The sequence below is a fragment of the Brevundimonas sp. Br13 genome, from assembly GCF_055391505.1.
In genome coordinates, this window is the sequence record NZ_AP044008.1 from 2,365,875 (window position 1) to 2,380,134 (window position 14,260).

Consider the following 14,260-nt stretch of genomic DNA (forward strand, 5'->3'; position numbering starts at 1 on the left):
AGCCTTAAGAAAGTCGGCGAAGAACGCTGATTCTTCGCCGACAATTCACAGGTTTAGCGCAGCAGCATGCCGTCGCCGAAATAGACGGCCTGGTCACCCAGCATCTCCTCCAGGCGCAGCAGTTGATTGTATTTGGCCACCCGATCGGAGCGGGCCAGCGAGCCGGTCTTGATCTGTCCGCAGTTGGTGGCCACGGCTAGGTCGGCGATGGTCGAATCCTCGGTCTCGCCCGATCGGTGGCTCATCACGGCAGTATAGCCGGCGCGGTGGGCCATATCGACGGCGTCCAGGGTCTCGGACAGGGTGCCGATCTGGTTGACCTTGATCAGGATGGAGTTGGCCAGACCCTCGCCGATGCCGGCGGCCAGACGCGCGGGATTGGTCACGAACAGATCGTCGCCGACCAGCTGGACCCGGTCGCCCAGACGTTCGGTCAGCAGGCGCCAGCCGTCGAAATCGTCCTCGGCCATGCCGTCCTCGATCGAGACGATCGGGAACCGCTCGCACAGATCGACCAGATAGGCGGCCATGCCCTCGGCGTCGACGGTCTTGCCCTCGCCGGCCATGACGTACTTGCCGTCCTTGAAGAACTCGGTCGAGGCGACGTCCAGACCCAGGTGGAAGTCTTCACCGGCCAGATAGCCGGCGGCCTGACCCGCCTTGGTGATGAAGCTCAGAGCCTCCTCGGCCGAGGCCAGGTTCGGCGCGAAGCCGCCCTCGTCCCCGACGTTGGTATTGTGGCCGGCGTCCTTCAGCTGCTTCTTCAGGGCGTGAAAGATCTCCGTACCCATGCGCAGGGCGTCGGTGAAGGTCTCGGCGCCCGTCGGCAGGATCATGAACTCCTGGATGTCGATCGGATTGTCGGCATGGGCCCCGCCGTTGATGATGTTCATCATCGGCGTCGGCAGGACGCGGGCCGAGACGCCGCCGATATAGCGGTGCAGCGGCAGGCCGGCCGAAATGGCGCTGGCCTTGGCGGCGGCCAGGGAGACGCCCAGGATGGCGTTGGCGCCCAGACGGCCCTTGTTGGGCGTGCCGTCCAGCTCGATCATGGCTTCGTCGATCCGACGCTGGTCCTCGGCGTCCATGCCGGACAGGGCGTCGAAGATCTCGCCGTTGACGGCGTCGACCGCCTTCTGCACGCCCTTGCCGCCCCACATATCCTTGTCGCCGTCACGCAGTTCGACGGCCTCGTGGGCGCCGGTCGAGGCGCCCGAGGGCACGGCGGCGCGGCCGAAAGAGCCGTCATCCAGGATCACATCCACTTCCACCGTCGGATTGCCCCGGCTGTCGAGAATCTGGCGGGCGACGATGTCGGCGATGTCGGTCATGGCTCGGCTCTTTGGCTCAGGCGAAAAACAGGTCCGAGGGGTTTAGCCGTCTCCCTGCGAATCGCCAATGGCTGCCGCGCCCCTTGCCGTCAGGAACAGCCCTCGACCAGCTGTATCGACGGATCGCCCGCATGGATCGCTTTCACCTTGCCGTCGGCGCCGACCTCATAGCGAAGGCCGCGCGCCGCAGGATCGACGACATAGGCGGTGGAGCCGCCGCGCGACCAGACGAACAGATCCTCCGCAGGAGCCGGCTCATATTTGTGCGGCTGGGCGAAGACGGCGCCGCCATAGGCCTGTTTGATCGCCATGCCGTCTTCACCGACGCCGAAGCCGCGGTCGGTCTTGACCGTCGCCTCACGGGCGGCGGTGATCCGGGTCAGGACGCCGTTCTGAATCATGACCCTCACATCCGCGGGCGCCTTCGTGGGATGGAACTCGTCGCAGGTCTCGGGATCGGGGCCGCCGACAGCATTGGGCTGCGAATCCTCGCCCCAGACCTGAACCAGTTCGGCCCGCGTCATGCCGATTCGCGCCGGGCCCAGGCCGTCGCTGGTCAGGGCGTTGGGGTCTGCGGCCGCCGGCGTGGTCTGCGGCGGGGAAACCGGCGTGGCGGGCGCCGGCGTGGGCGCCGGTTCATCGCGACGTTCACAGGCTGAGAGGGTCAACAAGGCCACGGCGCTGACGGCGGCGAAACGGATCATCGGCAAGGTCTCCAGAACAAGCTTCGCCGCCATGAACGCACGAAAACGGCGCGCGGATCACCGCGCGCCGCAAATCTCTTCGTCCGGTCAGCGACCGGGCCGGAAGGAAACGACTAGTCTTCCTTCGGCGTCAGAACCTGACGACCGCGATAGGTGCCGGTCTTCAGGTCGATATGGTGCGGGCGCTTCAGCTCGCCGGTGTCCTTGTCCTCGACATAGACGTTCGAGGTCAGGGCGTCGTGGGCGCGGCGCATGTTGCGACGCGAGGGGGATACTTTGCGCTTCGGAACGGCCATGTCCGTCTCAATCTTCTAAGTCGGGCGCCGCCCAGAGCCGAAGCCTGTCTGGCGCGAAAACAATAGCGGCGGCCCACCGGACCGCCACGCGAGGCGCGGCTTATGCATGAACCGCGCGACGATTTCAAGGCGTTTAAGCGGGCGTCAGGCGGCGGACGATCTTGGCCGGATTGCCGACCACCAGGACGTCCGCCGGAACGTCTCGGGTGACGACGCTGCCGGCGCCGATCACCGCCCGATCGCCGATGGAGACGCCGGCCAGGATGATCGCCCCGCCGCCGATCCAGACATCGTCGCCGATGACGATCGGCCGGGCGGATTCCCTACCCCGCCGTTCGACGGCGTCCAGCGGATGTTCCGGCGTCAGCAACTGCACGCCGGGACCGGCCTGGAAGTTGTCGCCGATTCGAATCTCCGCGCAGTCCAGAAACACGCTGTTGGCGTTGACGAAGGCGTTCGAGCCGAAATGGATGTTGACCCCGTAGTCGCAGTAGAAGCCCGGCATGATGATCGCCGCGCTGTCCGAGGCCCGGACCAGTTGGTTGACCAGGGCGCGGCGCCGGTCTCGATCCGGTTCGGCGTTGATGGCGACGGTCAGGGCCACGGCGCGGGCGCGGCCGTCGCGCAGGTCCGGATCGCCCGGATCATAGGGCAGGCCGGCCAGCATCTTTTCGCGTTCTGTCATGCGATCCCCGTCAGGGCGGCGGCGACGGCCTCGCCGATCGCCAGGGAGCTGGTCAGCCCCGGACTTTCGATGCCGAACAGGGCCGTCAGCCCCTCGATCCCGTGACGCTCGGCCCCGTGCAGCTGGAAGTCCGGCTGCGGTTCGCCCGGACCATGCAGCTTGGGCCTGATCCCCGCATAGTCGGGCGACAGGGCGCCGTCGGGCAGGCCCGGCCAGAAACGACGAATATAGGCGGCGAATTCCTTCGCCTTGGCCGGATCGACCGAATAGTCCTCGGTCTCGACATAGGTCAGGTCGGGGCCGAACACCGCCTGACCGCCCAGGTCCTTGCGATAGTGGGTGCCCAGGGCGCCGGGAATCGGCGGCGGATAGATCAGCCGGTCGAAGGGCGCCTTGCCGACCAGGCGGAAATAGACCCCCTTGCCTAAATGACCGGCGGGGATGTCCTCTGCCGGATAGCCCTCGATCGCCGCCGCCACGGCCTGGGCCGCCAGACCGGGCGCCGTCACCAGCAGACGACTGGAGACCGCCATCGCCCCCTCCCCGCCCACGCGGATCGTGAAGCCGCCGCCCGGCAGGGGCTCTGCGCCCTCGAAGGGGGCCGAGACCACCACCGATCCGCCCGCGTCCTCGATCTCGCCCTGCAGGGCCAGCATATAGCCGTGGCTGTCGAACAGGCCGCTCTCGGGCGACAGGATGGCCGTGTGGGCCTTCAGCTCGGGCTCCAGCGCCCGCGCCTGGGCGCCGGTCAGGTGTTCCAGCCCCTCGACCCCGTTCGCCATCGCCTGTTCGAAGATGGCCTCGATCCGTCCGACCTCCGCCGCCTCCGTGGCCACGACCAGCTTGCCGCATTTCCAGTGATCGATCTTGTGGCTGGCCAGAAAATCATAGAGCGCCCGCCGCCCCTCGACGCAGAACCGCGCCTTCAGCGATCCGGTCGGATAATAGAGGCCGCCGTGGATCACCTCGGAATTGCGCGAGGAGACGCCCTGGCCGATATGGCCTTCCTTCTCCAGCACCAGCACCGTCAGGCCCCGTTTCGACAACGCTCGTCCGCAGGCCAGGCCCACGGCGCCGGCGCCCACGACTGTGGCGTCGAAATCGAACGTCATCGCCTGCCGTACCTCCGCATCGCCTCAGCCTCGAAACAGCCGATCAGCTTTTCCACCGCCCGGTCGAAATTGGCCGACAGCATCAGGTCCAGCATGCGGGACTTGAAGGCGAAGTCGATCATGAACTCCAGCCGCGTCCCCTCGGGATGCGGGAAGAACTCCCACCGGTTCTTCAGATGCTTGAACGGCCCGCGCAACAGGCCGACCTCCACCTTCGGCGCATTGCGATCATGCCGGACCCAGGTGGAGAACCGCTCCTTCAGGAAGGAGAAACCCACCCCCGCCTCGGCGTCCAGCACGGTCACGCCCTCGCCTTCGGCCCGCGCGTTCCAGACCCGCATCGAGGTGACCCAGGGGACGAAGTCGGGATAGGTCCGCACATCGGCGACCAGATCGGCAAGCTGTTCGGGCGCATAGGGAAGAATGCGCGTTACGCGGTGGACGGCCATACGGAATTTAGCGGCGCAGCTGCGCCTCGCGCGCGGCCTTCAGCCGGGCGAAGTCGTCGCCGGCGTGGTGCGACGAACGGGTCAGCGGCGACGACGACACCATCAGGAAGCCCTTGGCCCGGGCGATCGCCTCATAGGCCTTGAACTCTTCAGGGGTCACGAACCGGTCGATGGCGGCGTGTTTGCGCGTCGGCTGCAGGTACTGGCCGATGGTGATGAAGTCGACGCCGGCAGAGCGCATGTCGTCCATCACCTGCATGACCTCTTCCTTGGTCTCGCCCAGGCCGACCATGATGCCGGACTTGGTGAACTGCTCGGGGTCGCGCTCCTTGACCATCTGGAGCAGGCGCAGCGAGTGGAAGTAGCGGGCGCCGGGCCGGATCTTCAGATACAGGCGCGGAACGGTCTCGAGATTGTGGTTGAAGACGTCGGGCTTGGCGTCGATCATCACCGCCGCCGCCCCGTCCTTGCGCAGGAAGTCGGGCGTCAGGATCTCGATAGTGGTGTTCGGCGCCTGGAGGCGGATCTGGCGCACCACCTCGGCGAAGTGGGCCGCCCCGCCGTCCGCCACATCGTCGCGGTCGACCGAGGTGATCACCACATGGTTCAGCCCCATCTGCGACACCGCCAGCCCGACCTTGCCCGGCTCCTCCGGGTCCAGCGGCTGGGGCAGGCCCGTCTTGACGTTGCAGAAGGCGCAGGCCCGCGTGCAGGTGTCGCCCATGATCATCAGGGTGGCGTGCTTCTGGCTCCAGCACTCTCCGATATTTGGGCAAGCCGCCTCTTCACAGACCGTGTGCAGCCCCTTGGAGCGGACGATGTCCTTGGTGGCGTTGTACTGACCCGATCCAGGCGCCTTGACCCGCAGCCAGTCGGGCTTTTTCAGAACGACCGTCTCCGGGCGGTTCTGCTTTTCCGGGTGGCGCAGCTCCGACGGCTTACGCTGAAGGGTGTCGATCAGGGTCACCATGGCCGGTATTTCGGCCTTCCCGCGCCCAATGGCAAGCCACAGGCGGTTACAGATGATGGCGCGCCCGTTGGTCCGCTCGGGAACTCACGCGACGTTACGCATCTTTTCAAGACGCCGTTGCGTCATTATTGACGGACGCCCGACAACAGAGAGGGCCTGTCGCGCCCTCCGCAGGAGACGCGTTTGCGCCAGGATCTGGACCCTTCGCTGTACGAGACCTCGCTGATCGACGCCCTGATCGAGGCGCGCGCCCGGTTTGGGGACAAGGAGATCCTCGAAGACCAGGATCGCCACCCCCTCACCTACACGGGCTTGATCCGCGCCGCCTTCGTTCTGGGCCGCAAGATCGCGAAGATGACCGAGCTGGGCGAGCGGGTCGCCATCCTGCTGCCCTCGTCCATGGGCGTGGTCGTCACCTTCTTCGGCCTGCACGCCCACGGCCGCGTGCCGGTCATGCTGAACTTCACCGCCGGCGAGGCCAATCTGAAGGCCGCCATCAAGGCCGCCGGGGTCAAGAAGGTCCTGACCGCCAGACGCTTCATCGACCAGGCCAAGCTGGACGATCTGATCGCGGAGCTCGAGACGGGGGCTGAGATCGTCTGGCTGGACGACATACGCAAGACCATCGGGCTTCAGGACAAGCTGTACGGCCTCGCGGCCGGCGCCGCACCCAAGCGGTTCCGGGTCAAGACCGATCCGGACGCGCCGGGCGTGGTCCTGTTCACCTCCGGCAGTTTCGGCACGCCAAAGGGCGTGGTTCTGAGCCAGAAGAACCTGGTCGCCAACGCCCGACAGGTCGCGGCCCATATCGACCTTCTGCCGGAATGGGTGATGTTCAATCCCCTACCGACCTTCCACTGTTTCGGCCTGACCGGCGGCGTCGTCCTGCCCCTGCTTCAGGGGCTGAAGGCCTTCCAGTACCCTTCGCCGCTTCACGCCAAACAGATCACCGACCTGCTGCCCCAGGTGAAGGCGTCCATTCTTTTCGCGACCGATACCTTCCTCAGCCAGTACGCCCGGGTCGCCGAGCCCGGCGACTTCGCCACCCTCAAATTCGCCGTCGCCGGCGCCGAAAAGGTGCGCGAGGAGACCCGCAACCTATTCAACACCAAGTTCGGCGGCGTCGAACTGCTGGAAGGCTACGGCGCGACCGAGGCCTCGCCTGTGGTGGCGGTCAACCATCCCGAGCGCAACGCCCCCGGCACCGTCGGCCAGATCCTGCCCGGCATGGACTGGAAGCTGGAGCCGGTTGAGGGAATCGACGAGGGCGGCCGGCTGTTCCTGAAGGGACCCAACATCATGAGCGGCTATGTCACGGCCGCCGAGCCGCTGGCCTGGGATGCGGTGGGCGACGACTGGCTGGACACCGGCGACATCGTCGATGTCGACGCCGAGGGCTATGTCACCATCAAGGGGCGCGCCAAACGCTTCGCCAAGATCGGCGGCGAAATGGTGTCCCTGACGGCGGTAGAGGGCATAGCCGGTGCGGTCTGGCCGGACCAGCGTCACGCCGTGGTCTCCATTCCAGACACCCGCAAGGGCGAAAAACTGGTCCTGGTCACCGACCACGCCGGGGCCGAGGTCGCGCCCCTGGCGGAATGGGCCCGCGCCAACGGCGCGCCCGAGCTGATCGTCCCCAAGAAGATCGTCAAGGTCGCCGAGGTCCCGGTCCTGGGCACCGGCAAGACCGACTATGTGACGATCCAGAAGATGGTCGAGGGCGACAAGGCGGCGTGATCGGGCTCACCCGATCCGCACCCCCGTCATCGAGATCGAACCGCCGTCGATCCGGTCGTTGAAGAAGCTCACCGCCTCCCCGACCGCCTGCTGGGCGGCCACATAGAGCACGGGCAGGAAGTGCTCGTCGGTCGGCACGCTCAGCTGGGCGTCCTCGGCCAGACCGACCCAGTCGATCAGGGCCTCATGGTCGCCGCGCTCGAACGCCGCCTTCACCGCCTCATTGAACCCGGTCGCCCAGGCGTAGGGCTCGGCCCCCGCCTCCCGCTTCCAGGTCCGCAGATTGTGGACGAAGTCGCCCGAGCCGGCGATCACGATTCCCTCGTCCCGCAGCGGTCTCAGGGTCCTGCCCAGCTCGTAATGCTGGCGCGGCGTCAGCTCGCGGTTCAGCGACAACTGGACCACCGGCACATCGGCCTCTGGCCAGACATGGCAAAGCACCGACCAGGTCCCGTGATCCAGGCCCCACTGCGTCGTCTGCACCGCCCCGGTCAGGTCCGCGACTCGGGCCGCCAGGGCTGGCGAGCCGGGCGCGGGATACTGCATCTCGTGAAGTTCGCGCGGGAAACCACCGAAATCATGGATGGTCTCGGGCTTCTCCTGCGCCGTGACGCCCAGCCCGCGCGTCTCCCAGTGGGCGGAGATCATCACCATCCCCTCGGGCTTGCCCACGGCCTCGCCCAGGTCGCGCCAGGCGGCCCCGTAGGGACCGCCCAGGGCGTTCATCGGCGAACCGTGACCGAAGAAGAGCGCGGGCTGGCGCATCGGATCAGCCGTGCAGCTTCTTGGCCAATTCGGCGATGTGCTTGCCCTGAAACCGGGCGCCGTCCAGCTCGATCTCGCTGGGCATGCGCGAGCCGTCGCCGCCCGTGATCGTCGTCGCCCCATAGGGCGAGCCGCCGTGCACCGCGTCCAGGGTCATCTGGGCCTGGAACGAATACGGCAGACCGACCACCGGCATGCCGTGGTGCATGAAGAAGTTGTGCAGACCCTGGAAGGTGGTCTCCTGACCGCCGTGCTGGGTCGCGGTGGCGGTGAAGGCGCCGCCGATCTTGCCGATCAGGGCGCCGGTGAACCACAGGCCTCCGGCCTGGTCCAGGAAGGCGCGCATCTGCGAGGCGGCCGAGCCGAAGCGGGTGCCGGCGCCGATGATGATGGCGTCATAGTCCTTCAGGTCGTCGATCTTGGCGATCGGCGCCTTCTGATCCAGCTTGTAGTGGGAGGCCTTGGCCAGCTCTTCCGGCACGGTCTCCGGCACGCGCTTGATGTCGACCACGGCGCCTTCGACCTGACGCGCGCCTTCGGCGACGGCTTCGGCCATGATTTCCAGATGGCCGTAGGTCGAGTGGTAGAGGACGAGAATCTTGGGCAAGGGAGGACTCCGTTGAATGTCACGGCCGTCATTCGCAACAACGACCGTTGCTAACTTGGCGTCTCGCTTGACGCCATGCAAGCCCCCTCTCGGCTTTCGCGATGGTTTCGGTCAAAAACTGAAATGAAAACCGGAGGCTCGTCCAACCGGCTCAGGGCGCGAACGAAGGATCCCAGGGCCGCACATATTCCCAGTGCCAGGGTTCATAGACATAGGGGACGAAGCCGAACCGCCCGGCGTTGGCGACCAGCCAGCGATAGGTCGCCCCGCGCGCCATATATTCGCGACTGGCCGCCGCCGTCGAGTCGACGCCCCGGCCCGGCGCCTGGCCGACGTACAGATCGACCGCCGCGCCCGTCCGGTGGGGCGAACAGACGGCGCGGCGCAGGCCGTCGCAATTGCCCTGCTGGGCGCAGCGGGCGGCGTCCGCCTCGGGGTCCCGGAAGCCTGAGAAGATCTGCAGCAGTTCGGGATCGGCGGCGATCTCGGGAACCTCTGCCCGTGCGGCGGCGACCATCCGGCGATAGGCGTCCAGCACGTCACGCCGCAACAGCCGGGTCAGCCGGTCGGCGTGCTCTTCTGACGCGACCAGATAGCCCAGTTGGTTGATCGGCGGCGGATCAGGGCATTCGCCACGGATCCGCGCCATCACGAAAGGCCGCCGCTCCTGCCACAGCCCGCGCAACACCTGGAAGGTCCCGGCGTCGAACAGGCCTGTCGGCGCCAGGCCGTGGGTCTGCTGGAATCCCGCCAGTTGTGAGGCGAAGACCGGCGTACCGGGGCCGCACTGGGTGTGCAGCTCCTGCTGGATCAGGGGCGCATAGGCCATCCACCCAAATTCGGTCGCCCCGAACGGCGCCCACTCCAGTCCATAGGCCGAGGCCGCATTGGCCAGGGCCTCCTCGCCCCAGACGTCGGCGTTGGTATGGCAGGGCCCCGCCGCGCGCGCTGCGCCGGCGAAGGCCAGGACCAGCCAGACAGTCAGGAACGCGAGACAGCTTCGCCACATGCCCCCAGCAAGCCTCAAGCGGCCCTCAGGAGCAAGCGCGCAGACGGCCGTCCGCCCGAATCCGACTCCGCTCCCGCGTCCAAACCTGCAATCTTGCGTCGGCCCGACTCATCCGGGCTGTCCCGGACCCGTCGCATGACCGCCGCCGCCGCGCCCCGTCGCTCCAACGCCGTGCTCGCCGCCTTCTCCGGCCCCTGCCTGCCGCTGGCGGCCTTCGGCGTGGCCCTGCCCGTCACCCTGCCGGAATTCTACGCCACCTATGTGGGGCTGGAGCTGGGGGTGGTCGCGACCGTCTTCATGGCCGTGCGGCTGATCGACATCGTCTTCGACCCCTTCCTCGGCTGGGGCATGGACAAGACCCGGACCCGTTTCGGTCGCTACCGCCCCTGGATGGCCCTGGCCACCCCCATGCTGATGCTGGCGGCCCTGATGATGTTCGTCCTGGTCCAGCCGGGCGCCCCGGCGGTCTATCTGTTCGGCTGGCTGCTGTTCCTCTACCTGGGCTTCTCCATCGGCACCCTGGGCCAGCTGGGCTGGGCCGCCGTCCTTGCGCCCCAGTATGACCAGCGCAGCCGCGTCTACGGCTGGTGGCAGGTGTTCAACATCATCGGGGTGGTGCTGATCCTGGTTCTCCCGACCGTGGTGGTCCAGACCGGCATCGGGACCTATGCCGACGGGGTGCGGATCATGGGCTGGGGCATCATCATCGCCCTGCCCGTCACCATCGGCCTGGCCATGGTCGCCGTGCCCGAGCCCGTCACCGCCGGGGACCAACCGCACGGCAGCCTCGGCGCCTATCTGGCCCTGCTGAAGACGCCCGTGGTGCGCAAGCTGCTGATCGCCGATCTGCTGCTGGGCGTGGCGCCGGGCATCACCGGTTCGCTGCTGTTCTTCTTCTTCGGCCAGATCCGCGGCTACGACCACACCGAGGCCGGGCTCTTCATGCTGTTCTATTTCGTCGCCGGCCTGTGCGGCGCCCCCTTCTGGGCCTGGCTGGCGACCCGGGTCGGCAAGGATCGGGGCCTGGCGATCGCCAGCCTGGTCTCGGCCGTCCTCTATGTCGGCGCCACCCTGGTTCCCGGCGGCAATTTCGTCCTGACCGCCGTCGTCATGTTCATCGCCGGCCTGCCCTACGCCGCCGGTCTGTTCCTGACCCGCGCCATGATGGCCGACGCCGGCGACCAGGAGCGGTTCGAGACGGGCGTCGACCGCACCGGCCTGATGCTGTCCATCCTCTCGGCCACCACCAAGATCGGCCACGTCGTGGCCCTGGTCCCCTATCTGATCCTCCAGTGGGTCGGCTTCCGCGCCGTGCCCGGCCCGAACGGCAACAGCGACACCTCCCTGCTGACGCTTCAGATCCTGTTCATCGCCGTCCCCGGCCTGCTTCTGGCCCTGACCGCCTGGGTGCTGAAGAACTATCCGCTGACCGCCGCGCGCCATAACGAGATCCGCAAGGCCCTGGACGCGCGCGACGCGGAGGCGCAGGCATGAGGCCCATCGACCGGCTTCTGTCCATCATGGAGCGGCTGCGCGACCCGGACGGCGGCTGCCCCTGGGACGTGGAGCAGACCTTCGCCACCATCGCCCCCTATACGATCGAGGAGGCCTATGAGGTCGCCGACGCCATCGAGCGCAACGATCTGGTCGAACTGAAGGGCGAACTGGGCGACCTCTTGTTCCAGGTCGTCTTCCACGCCCGCATGGCCGAGGAGCAGGGCCTGTTCGCCTTCGACGACGTGGTCACCGCCATCGCCGACAAGCTGGAACGCCGCCACCCCCACGTCTTCGGAGACGAGGCCCAGCGCACCTCGAAGGAACAGACCGTCGCCTGGGAGGTCATCAAGGCCGCTGAACGCAAGGATCGCAAGAAGCCCGGCGTCCTCGACGACGTCCCCGTCGGCCTGCCCGCCCTGACCCGCGCCGCCAAACTGACCAAGCGCGCCGGCCGCGTCGGCTTCGACTGGCCCTCGACCGACGAGGTGTTCGACAAGCTGGCGGAAGAGGTCGAGGAGCTGCGCGTCGAGATCGCCGCCGGCGACCAGGCCAAGGCGCGCGAGGAGCTGGGCGACCTGCTGTTCGTCGTCGCCAACCTGGCCCGCAAGCTGGACGTCGAGCCCGAGGATGCGCTCCGCGCCGCCAACGCCAAGTTCGTGCGCCGCTTCGGCTTCATAGAGGCCGAACTGGCCAGGGACGGCCGCACCCCCGACCAATCGACGCTGGAGGAGATGGACCGCCTCTGGGACGCCGCAAAGGCGGCCGAAAAGGCCGGCCCGTCCTCCTGAGCCGCCGCATGCCCTACGACCTGATCATCTTCGACTATGACGGCGTGGTCGCCGACAGCGAGGTGCTGAACAGCACCGTCATGGCCGAACAGCTGACCGCCATCGGCCTGCCCACCAGTCTGGACCAGGTGCTGGCGACCTATACGGGCCGGCGCTGGCGCGACAACCGGCCGGTGGTCGAGGCGGCCCTGGGCCGGCCCTGCCCCGAGGATTTCCACACCACCTGGTTCGCTGCCTGCCGGGCCCGCGCCCCGCTCCACTTGAAGCCCGTGCCCGGCCTGATCGACTTCGTCGCCGCCCGGTCCGAGGCCCGCTGCATCGCCTCGTCCAGCGGCCCTGACTGGATCGGCGTCGGCCTGGACCTGTTCGGCCTGACCGATCATTTCGACGGCGCCGTCTTCACCGGCCTGGTGGTCGAGCGCGGCAAGCCCCACCCCGACATCTTCCTGCACGCCGCCGAAAACATGGGGGTCGATCCGGCGCGCGTCCTGGTCATCGAGGACAGCGAGGCGGGCGTGACCGCAGGCGTCGCCGCGGGCATGACGGTGGTGGGGCTGACCGCCGGGGGCCATGTCCGCGACGGCCACGCCGAACGCCTGGCCGCCCGCGGCGCACACCACATCGCCGACAGCTATGCGGCGGTCGCGGCCTTCATGGACCGCTGAAGGTCAGAGGTAGCGCAGTTCCTGCAGATCGACCTCGCGGATCATCTTGCGCGCCGTCACCTCATCCAGCCGGCGTGAGCGCGCCATCCGGCCGAGCTCTTCCCGCTCCGCCGCGAGCGCCGCCAGCCAGAGCTTGCGCTCCACCTGATCGATCTTGCGCGCCACGGCCGCATCATCCTCTTCCGTGCGGGTATGGGTCTCGATGCGCTGGCGATAGATTTCCATGATCCGACTGGCGACGTCGGAATAGAGGTCGGGATTGGCCTTGCCCTCGGCCATGGCGTGGGACGCATCCTCCAGGGCGCGCAGGGCGGCCGAGGCGGCGGCGACGCGCCCCCTGTCCTCTTCCCGCTCCTGTGACGGTTCGGGCGGCAGCTCCACCCCCTTCATCAGACGCGGCAGGGCGAAGGTGGCGAGCAGCAGGGAGACGATGATCACCCCCGCCGCCAGGAAGATCGCCAGATTGCGCGACGGCATCGGCGAGCCGTCCGCCAGGAAGAAGGGCACGGTCAGAATGCCCGCCAGGGTGATGGCGCCCCGCACCCCCGCCAGAGACATGACCAGGGTCAGCCGCAGTCCGACCTTGGGCGGCGGCCCGCGATGGCGGCGTCGGAACAGGGTCAGCCTCAGCGACGTCCACACCCAGACGAAACGCAAGGCCGCCAGGGCCGCGACGATGGCCAGAACATAGACCGCCAGCCACCAGACCTCGGGCCGGCTGGTGCCCCGCACCACCTCGGCCGCGCGCGCCATGATGGACGGCATCTGTTGGCCCAGGATCACGAAGATGATGCCGTTGGCGACGAACTGGACCGTGTCCCACACCACGCCGCGCCGGATGCGGGTCATGGCCAGGGATTGGCCGCCTATGCCGCCGCCCCGCTCGGTGAAGCTCATGGTCACGCCCGCCGCCACGGCGGCCAATATGCCCGATGCCCTCAGCTCTTCGGCGACCAGATAGGCGGCGAAGGGGATCAGCAGACTGACCAGAATCTGAGCCCCCACATCCTCGCCCCAGCGCCGGCTGACGACCCCCTTGACGTAGCTGATGGCGATGGTGACCAGCACGCCCGTCGCCACACCGACCACAGACAGCCAGGCGAAGGTCGCCACCGCCCCGCCCAAGGAAAAGGCGCCGGTGGTCGCCGCCACGACCGCGATCCGCATACAGGTCAAGCCCGTGGCGTCGTTCAGCAGCGACTCCCCTTCCAGAATATGCATCAGCCGCTTGGGTATCGGGGCCCGCGCAGCGATGGCCTGGACGGCGATTGGGTCGGTCGGAGACAGGATCGCCGCCAGGGCGAAGGCCACCGGCAAGGGCATCTCGGGGATCATCCACCAGATCATGAAGCCCAGGCCGATGACGGTGAACAGCACCAGCCCCAGGGCCAGTTCCAGGATCACGGCCCGGTCGCGAAACAGGGCCTCCTTGGGGATGCGCCAACCGTCCAGAAACAGCAGGGGCGGCAGGAACAGCAGAAAGAAGATGTCCGGCTTCAGATCGACCGTCGTCCCGGTCGCCAGGACGATGGCGGCCCCCAGACCGATCTGCACCAGCGGCAGGGCGATACGGGTGATCCGCGCGACCGATCCCGACACCACGACGGCCAGAAGCAGCAGCAGGACGGTCTCGATCAGATGCATG

The 14,260-nt window shown here is 67.6% G+C and carries 15 protein-coding genes; 4 read left to right on the plus strand and 11 right to left on the minus strand.

From position 1 onward, the window contains the following. Window positions 1–53: 53 nt before the first annotated feature. The 7 genes from eno to lipA all read right to left on the minus strand — a co-directional run bounded on the left by eno (window position 54) and on the right by lipA (window position 5,547). Window positions 54–1,331 carry a phosphopyruvate hydratase gene (gene eno, locus ACZ5M6_RS11600; RefSeq protein WP_054765892.1) on the minus strand — a complete coding sequence of 426 codons (1,278 nt, stop codon included), beginning with the start codon at window positions 1,329–1,331 and terminating at the stop codon, window positions 54–56. Between the two features lie 89 nt (window positions 1,332–1,420). Then, on the minus strand, window positions 1,421–2,068 hold the full coding sequence (locus tag ACZ5M6_RS11605) for a hypothetical protein (protein ID WP_336967165.1): 648 nt from the start codon (window positions 2,066–2,068) through the stop codon (window positions 1,421–1,423). Window positions 2,069–2,148: 80 nt separating this feature from the next. Continuing rightward, window positions 2,149–2,331 (minus strand): 50S ribosomal protein L32, encoded by a 183-nt coding sequence (gene rpmF, locus ACZ5M6_RS11610; RefSeq protein WP_054765894.1) that lies wholly within the window; start codon window positions 2,329–2,331, stop codon window positions 2,149–2,151. A gap of 133 nt (window positions 2,332–2,464) precedes the next feature. Next, window positions 2,465–3,016, minus strand: coding sequence for a sugar O-acetyltransferase (locus ACZ5M6_RS11615; RefSeq protein WP_409614298.1), 552 nt, complete (start codon window positions 3,014–3,016; stop codon window positions 2,465–2,467). Next, window positions 3,013–4,128: an NAD(P)/FAD-dependent oxidoreductase gene (locus tag ACZ5M6_RS11620; protein ID WP_464158708.1), complete on the minus strand. Its 1,116-nt coding sequence runs from the start codon at window positions 4,126–4,128 to the stop codon at window positions 3,013–3,015. Before ACZ5M6_RS11620 ends, ACZ5M6_RS11615 begins: the two co-directional genes overlap by 4 nt. Continuing rightward, entirely contained in the window at window positions 4,125–4,577 is a 453-nt protein-coding gene (locus ACZ5M6_RS11625) for a type II toxin-antitoxin system RatA family toxin (RefSeq protein ID WP_191557994.1), read from the minus strand. Before ACZ5M6_RS11625 ends, ACZ5M6_RS11620 begins: the two co-directional genes overlap by 4 nt. 7 nt (window positions 4,578–4,584) lie before the next feature. Further along, a complete protein-coding gene (gene lipA / locus ACZ5M6_RS11630) occupies window positions 4,585–5,547 on the minus strand; it encodes a lipoyl synthase (RefSeq protein ID WP_464158709.1) in 963 nt (320 codons plus the stop codon). A gap of 183 nt (window positions 5,548–5,730) precedes the next feature. Here lipA and ACZ5M6_RS11635 point away from each other — a divergent pair, with 183 nt between their 5' ends. After that, the gene (locus ACZ5M6_RS11635) at window positions 5,731–7,284 is read left to right on the plus strand and encodes an AMP-binding protein (RefSeq protein ID WP_182713074.1); all 1,554 of its coding nucleotides are present in this window, start codon (window positions 5,731–5,733) and stop codon (window positions 7,282–7,284) included. A gap of 6 nt (window positions 7,285–7,290) precedes the next feature. On the opposite strand, the gene ygiD is transcribed toward ACZ5M6_RS11635, so the two are convergent. The 3 genes from ygiD to ACZ5M6_RS11650 all read right to left on the minus strand — a co-directional run bounded on the left by ygiD (window position 7,291) and on the right by ACZ5M6_RS11650 (window position 9,665). Continuing rightward, window positions 7,291–8,049, minus strand: coding sequence for a 4,5-DOPA-extradiol-dioxygenase (ygiD, locus tag ACZ5M6_RS11640; RefSeq protein WP_182713075.1), 759 nt, complete (start codon window positions 8,047–8,049; stop codon window positions 7,291–7,293). Between the two features lie 4 nt (window positions 8,050–8,053). Beyond that, window positions 8,054–8,656 carry an NAD(P)H:quinone oxidoreductase gene (gene wrbA, locus ACZ5M6_RS11645; RefSeq protein ID WP_054765900.1) on the minus strand — a complete coding sequence of 201 codons (603 nt, stop codon included), beginning with the start codon at window positions 8,654–8,656 and terminating at the stop codon, window positions 8,054–8,056. Window positions 8,657–8,807: 151 nt separating this feature from the next. Continuing rightward, complete coding sequence (locus ACZ5M6_RS11650) at window positions 8,808–9,665, minus strand: D-alanyl-D-alanine carboxypeptidase family protein (RefSeq protein ID WP_464158710.1); 858 nt, start codon at window positions 9,663–9,665, stop codon at window positions 8,808–8,810. A gap of 135 nt (window positions 9,666–9,800) precedes the next feature. Here ACZ5M6_RS11650 and ACZ5M6_RS11655 point away from each other — a divergent pair, with 135 nt between their 5' ends. From ACZ5M6_RS11655 to ACZ5M6_RS11665, 3 genes are read left to right on the plus strand one after another with little or no spacing between them, the layout of a single operon-like run. Next, window positions 9,801–11,159: an MFS transporter gene (locus tag ACZ5M6_RS11655; RefSeq protein ID WP_464158711.1), complete on the plus strand. Its 1,359-nt coding sequence runs from the start codon at window positions 9,801–9,803 to the stop codon at window positions 11,157–11,159. Then, window positions 11,156–11,950 (plus strand): nucleoside triphosphate pyrophosphohydrolase, encoded by a 795-nt coding sequence (mazG, locus tag ACZ5M6_RS11660; RefSeq protein ID WP_287104706.1) that lies wholly within the window; start codon window positions 11,156–11,158, stop codon window positions 11,948–11,950. Before ACZ5M6_RS11655 ends, mazG begins: the two co-directional genes overlap by 4 nt. An 8-nt stretch (window positions 11,951–11,958) precedes the next feature. Beyond that, window positions 11,959–12,615, plus strand: a complete 657-nt coding sequence (locus ACZ5M6_RS11665) for an HAD family hydrolase (RefSeq protein ID WP_464158712.1) — start codon at window positions 11,959–11,961, stop codon at window positions 12,613–12,615. A gap of 3 nt (window positions 12,616–12,618) precedes the next feature. Here the strand turns inward: ACZ5M6_RS11665 and ACZ5M6_RS11670 are convergent, their stop codons facing one another. Next, the gene (locus tag ACZ5M6_RS11670; protein WP_333897576.1) at window positions 12,619–14,259 is read right to left on the minus strand and encodes a Na+/H+ antiporter; all 1,641 of its coding nucleotides are present in this window, start codon (window positions 14,257–14,259) and stop codon (window positions 12,619–12,621) included. Window position 14,260 lies beyond the last annotated feature (1 nt).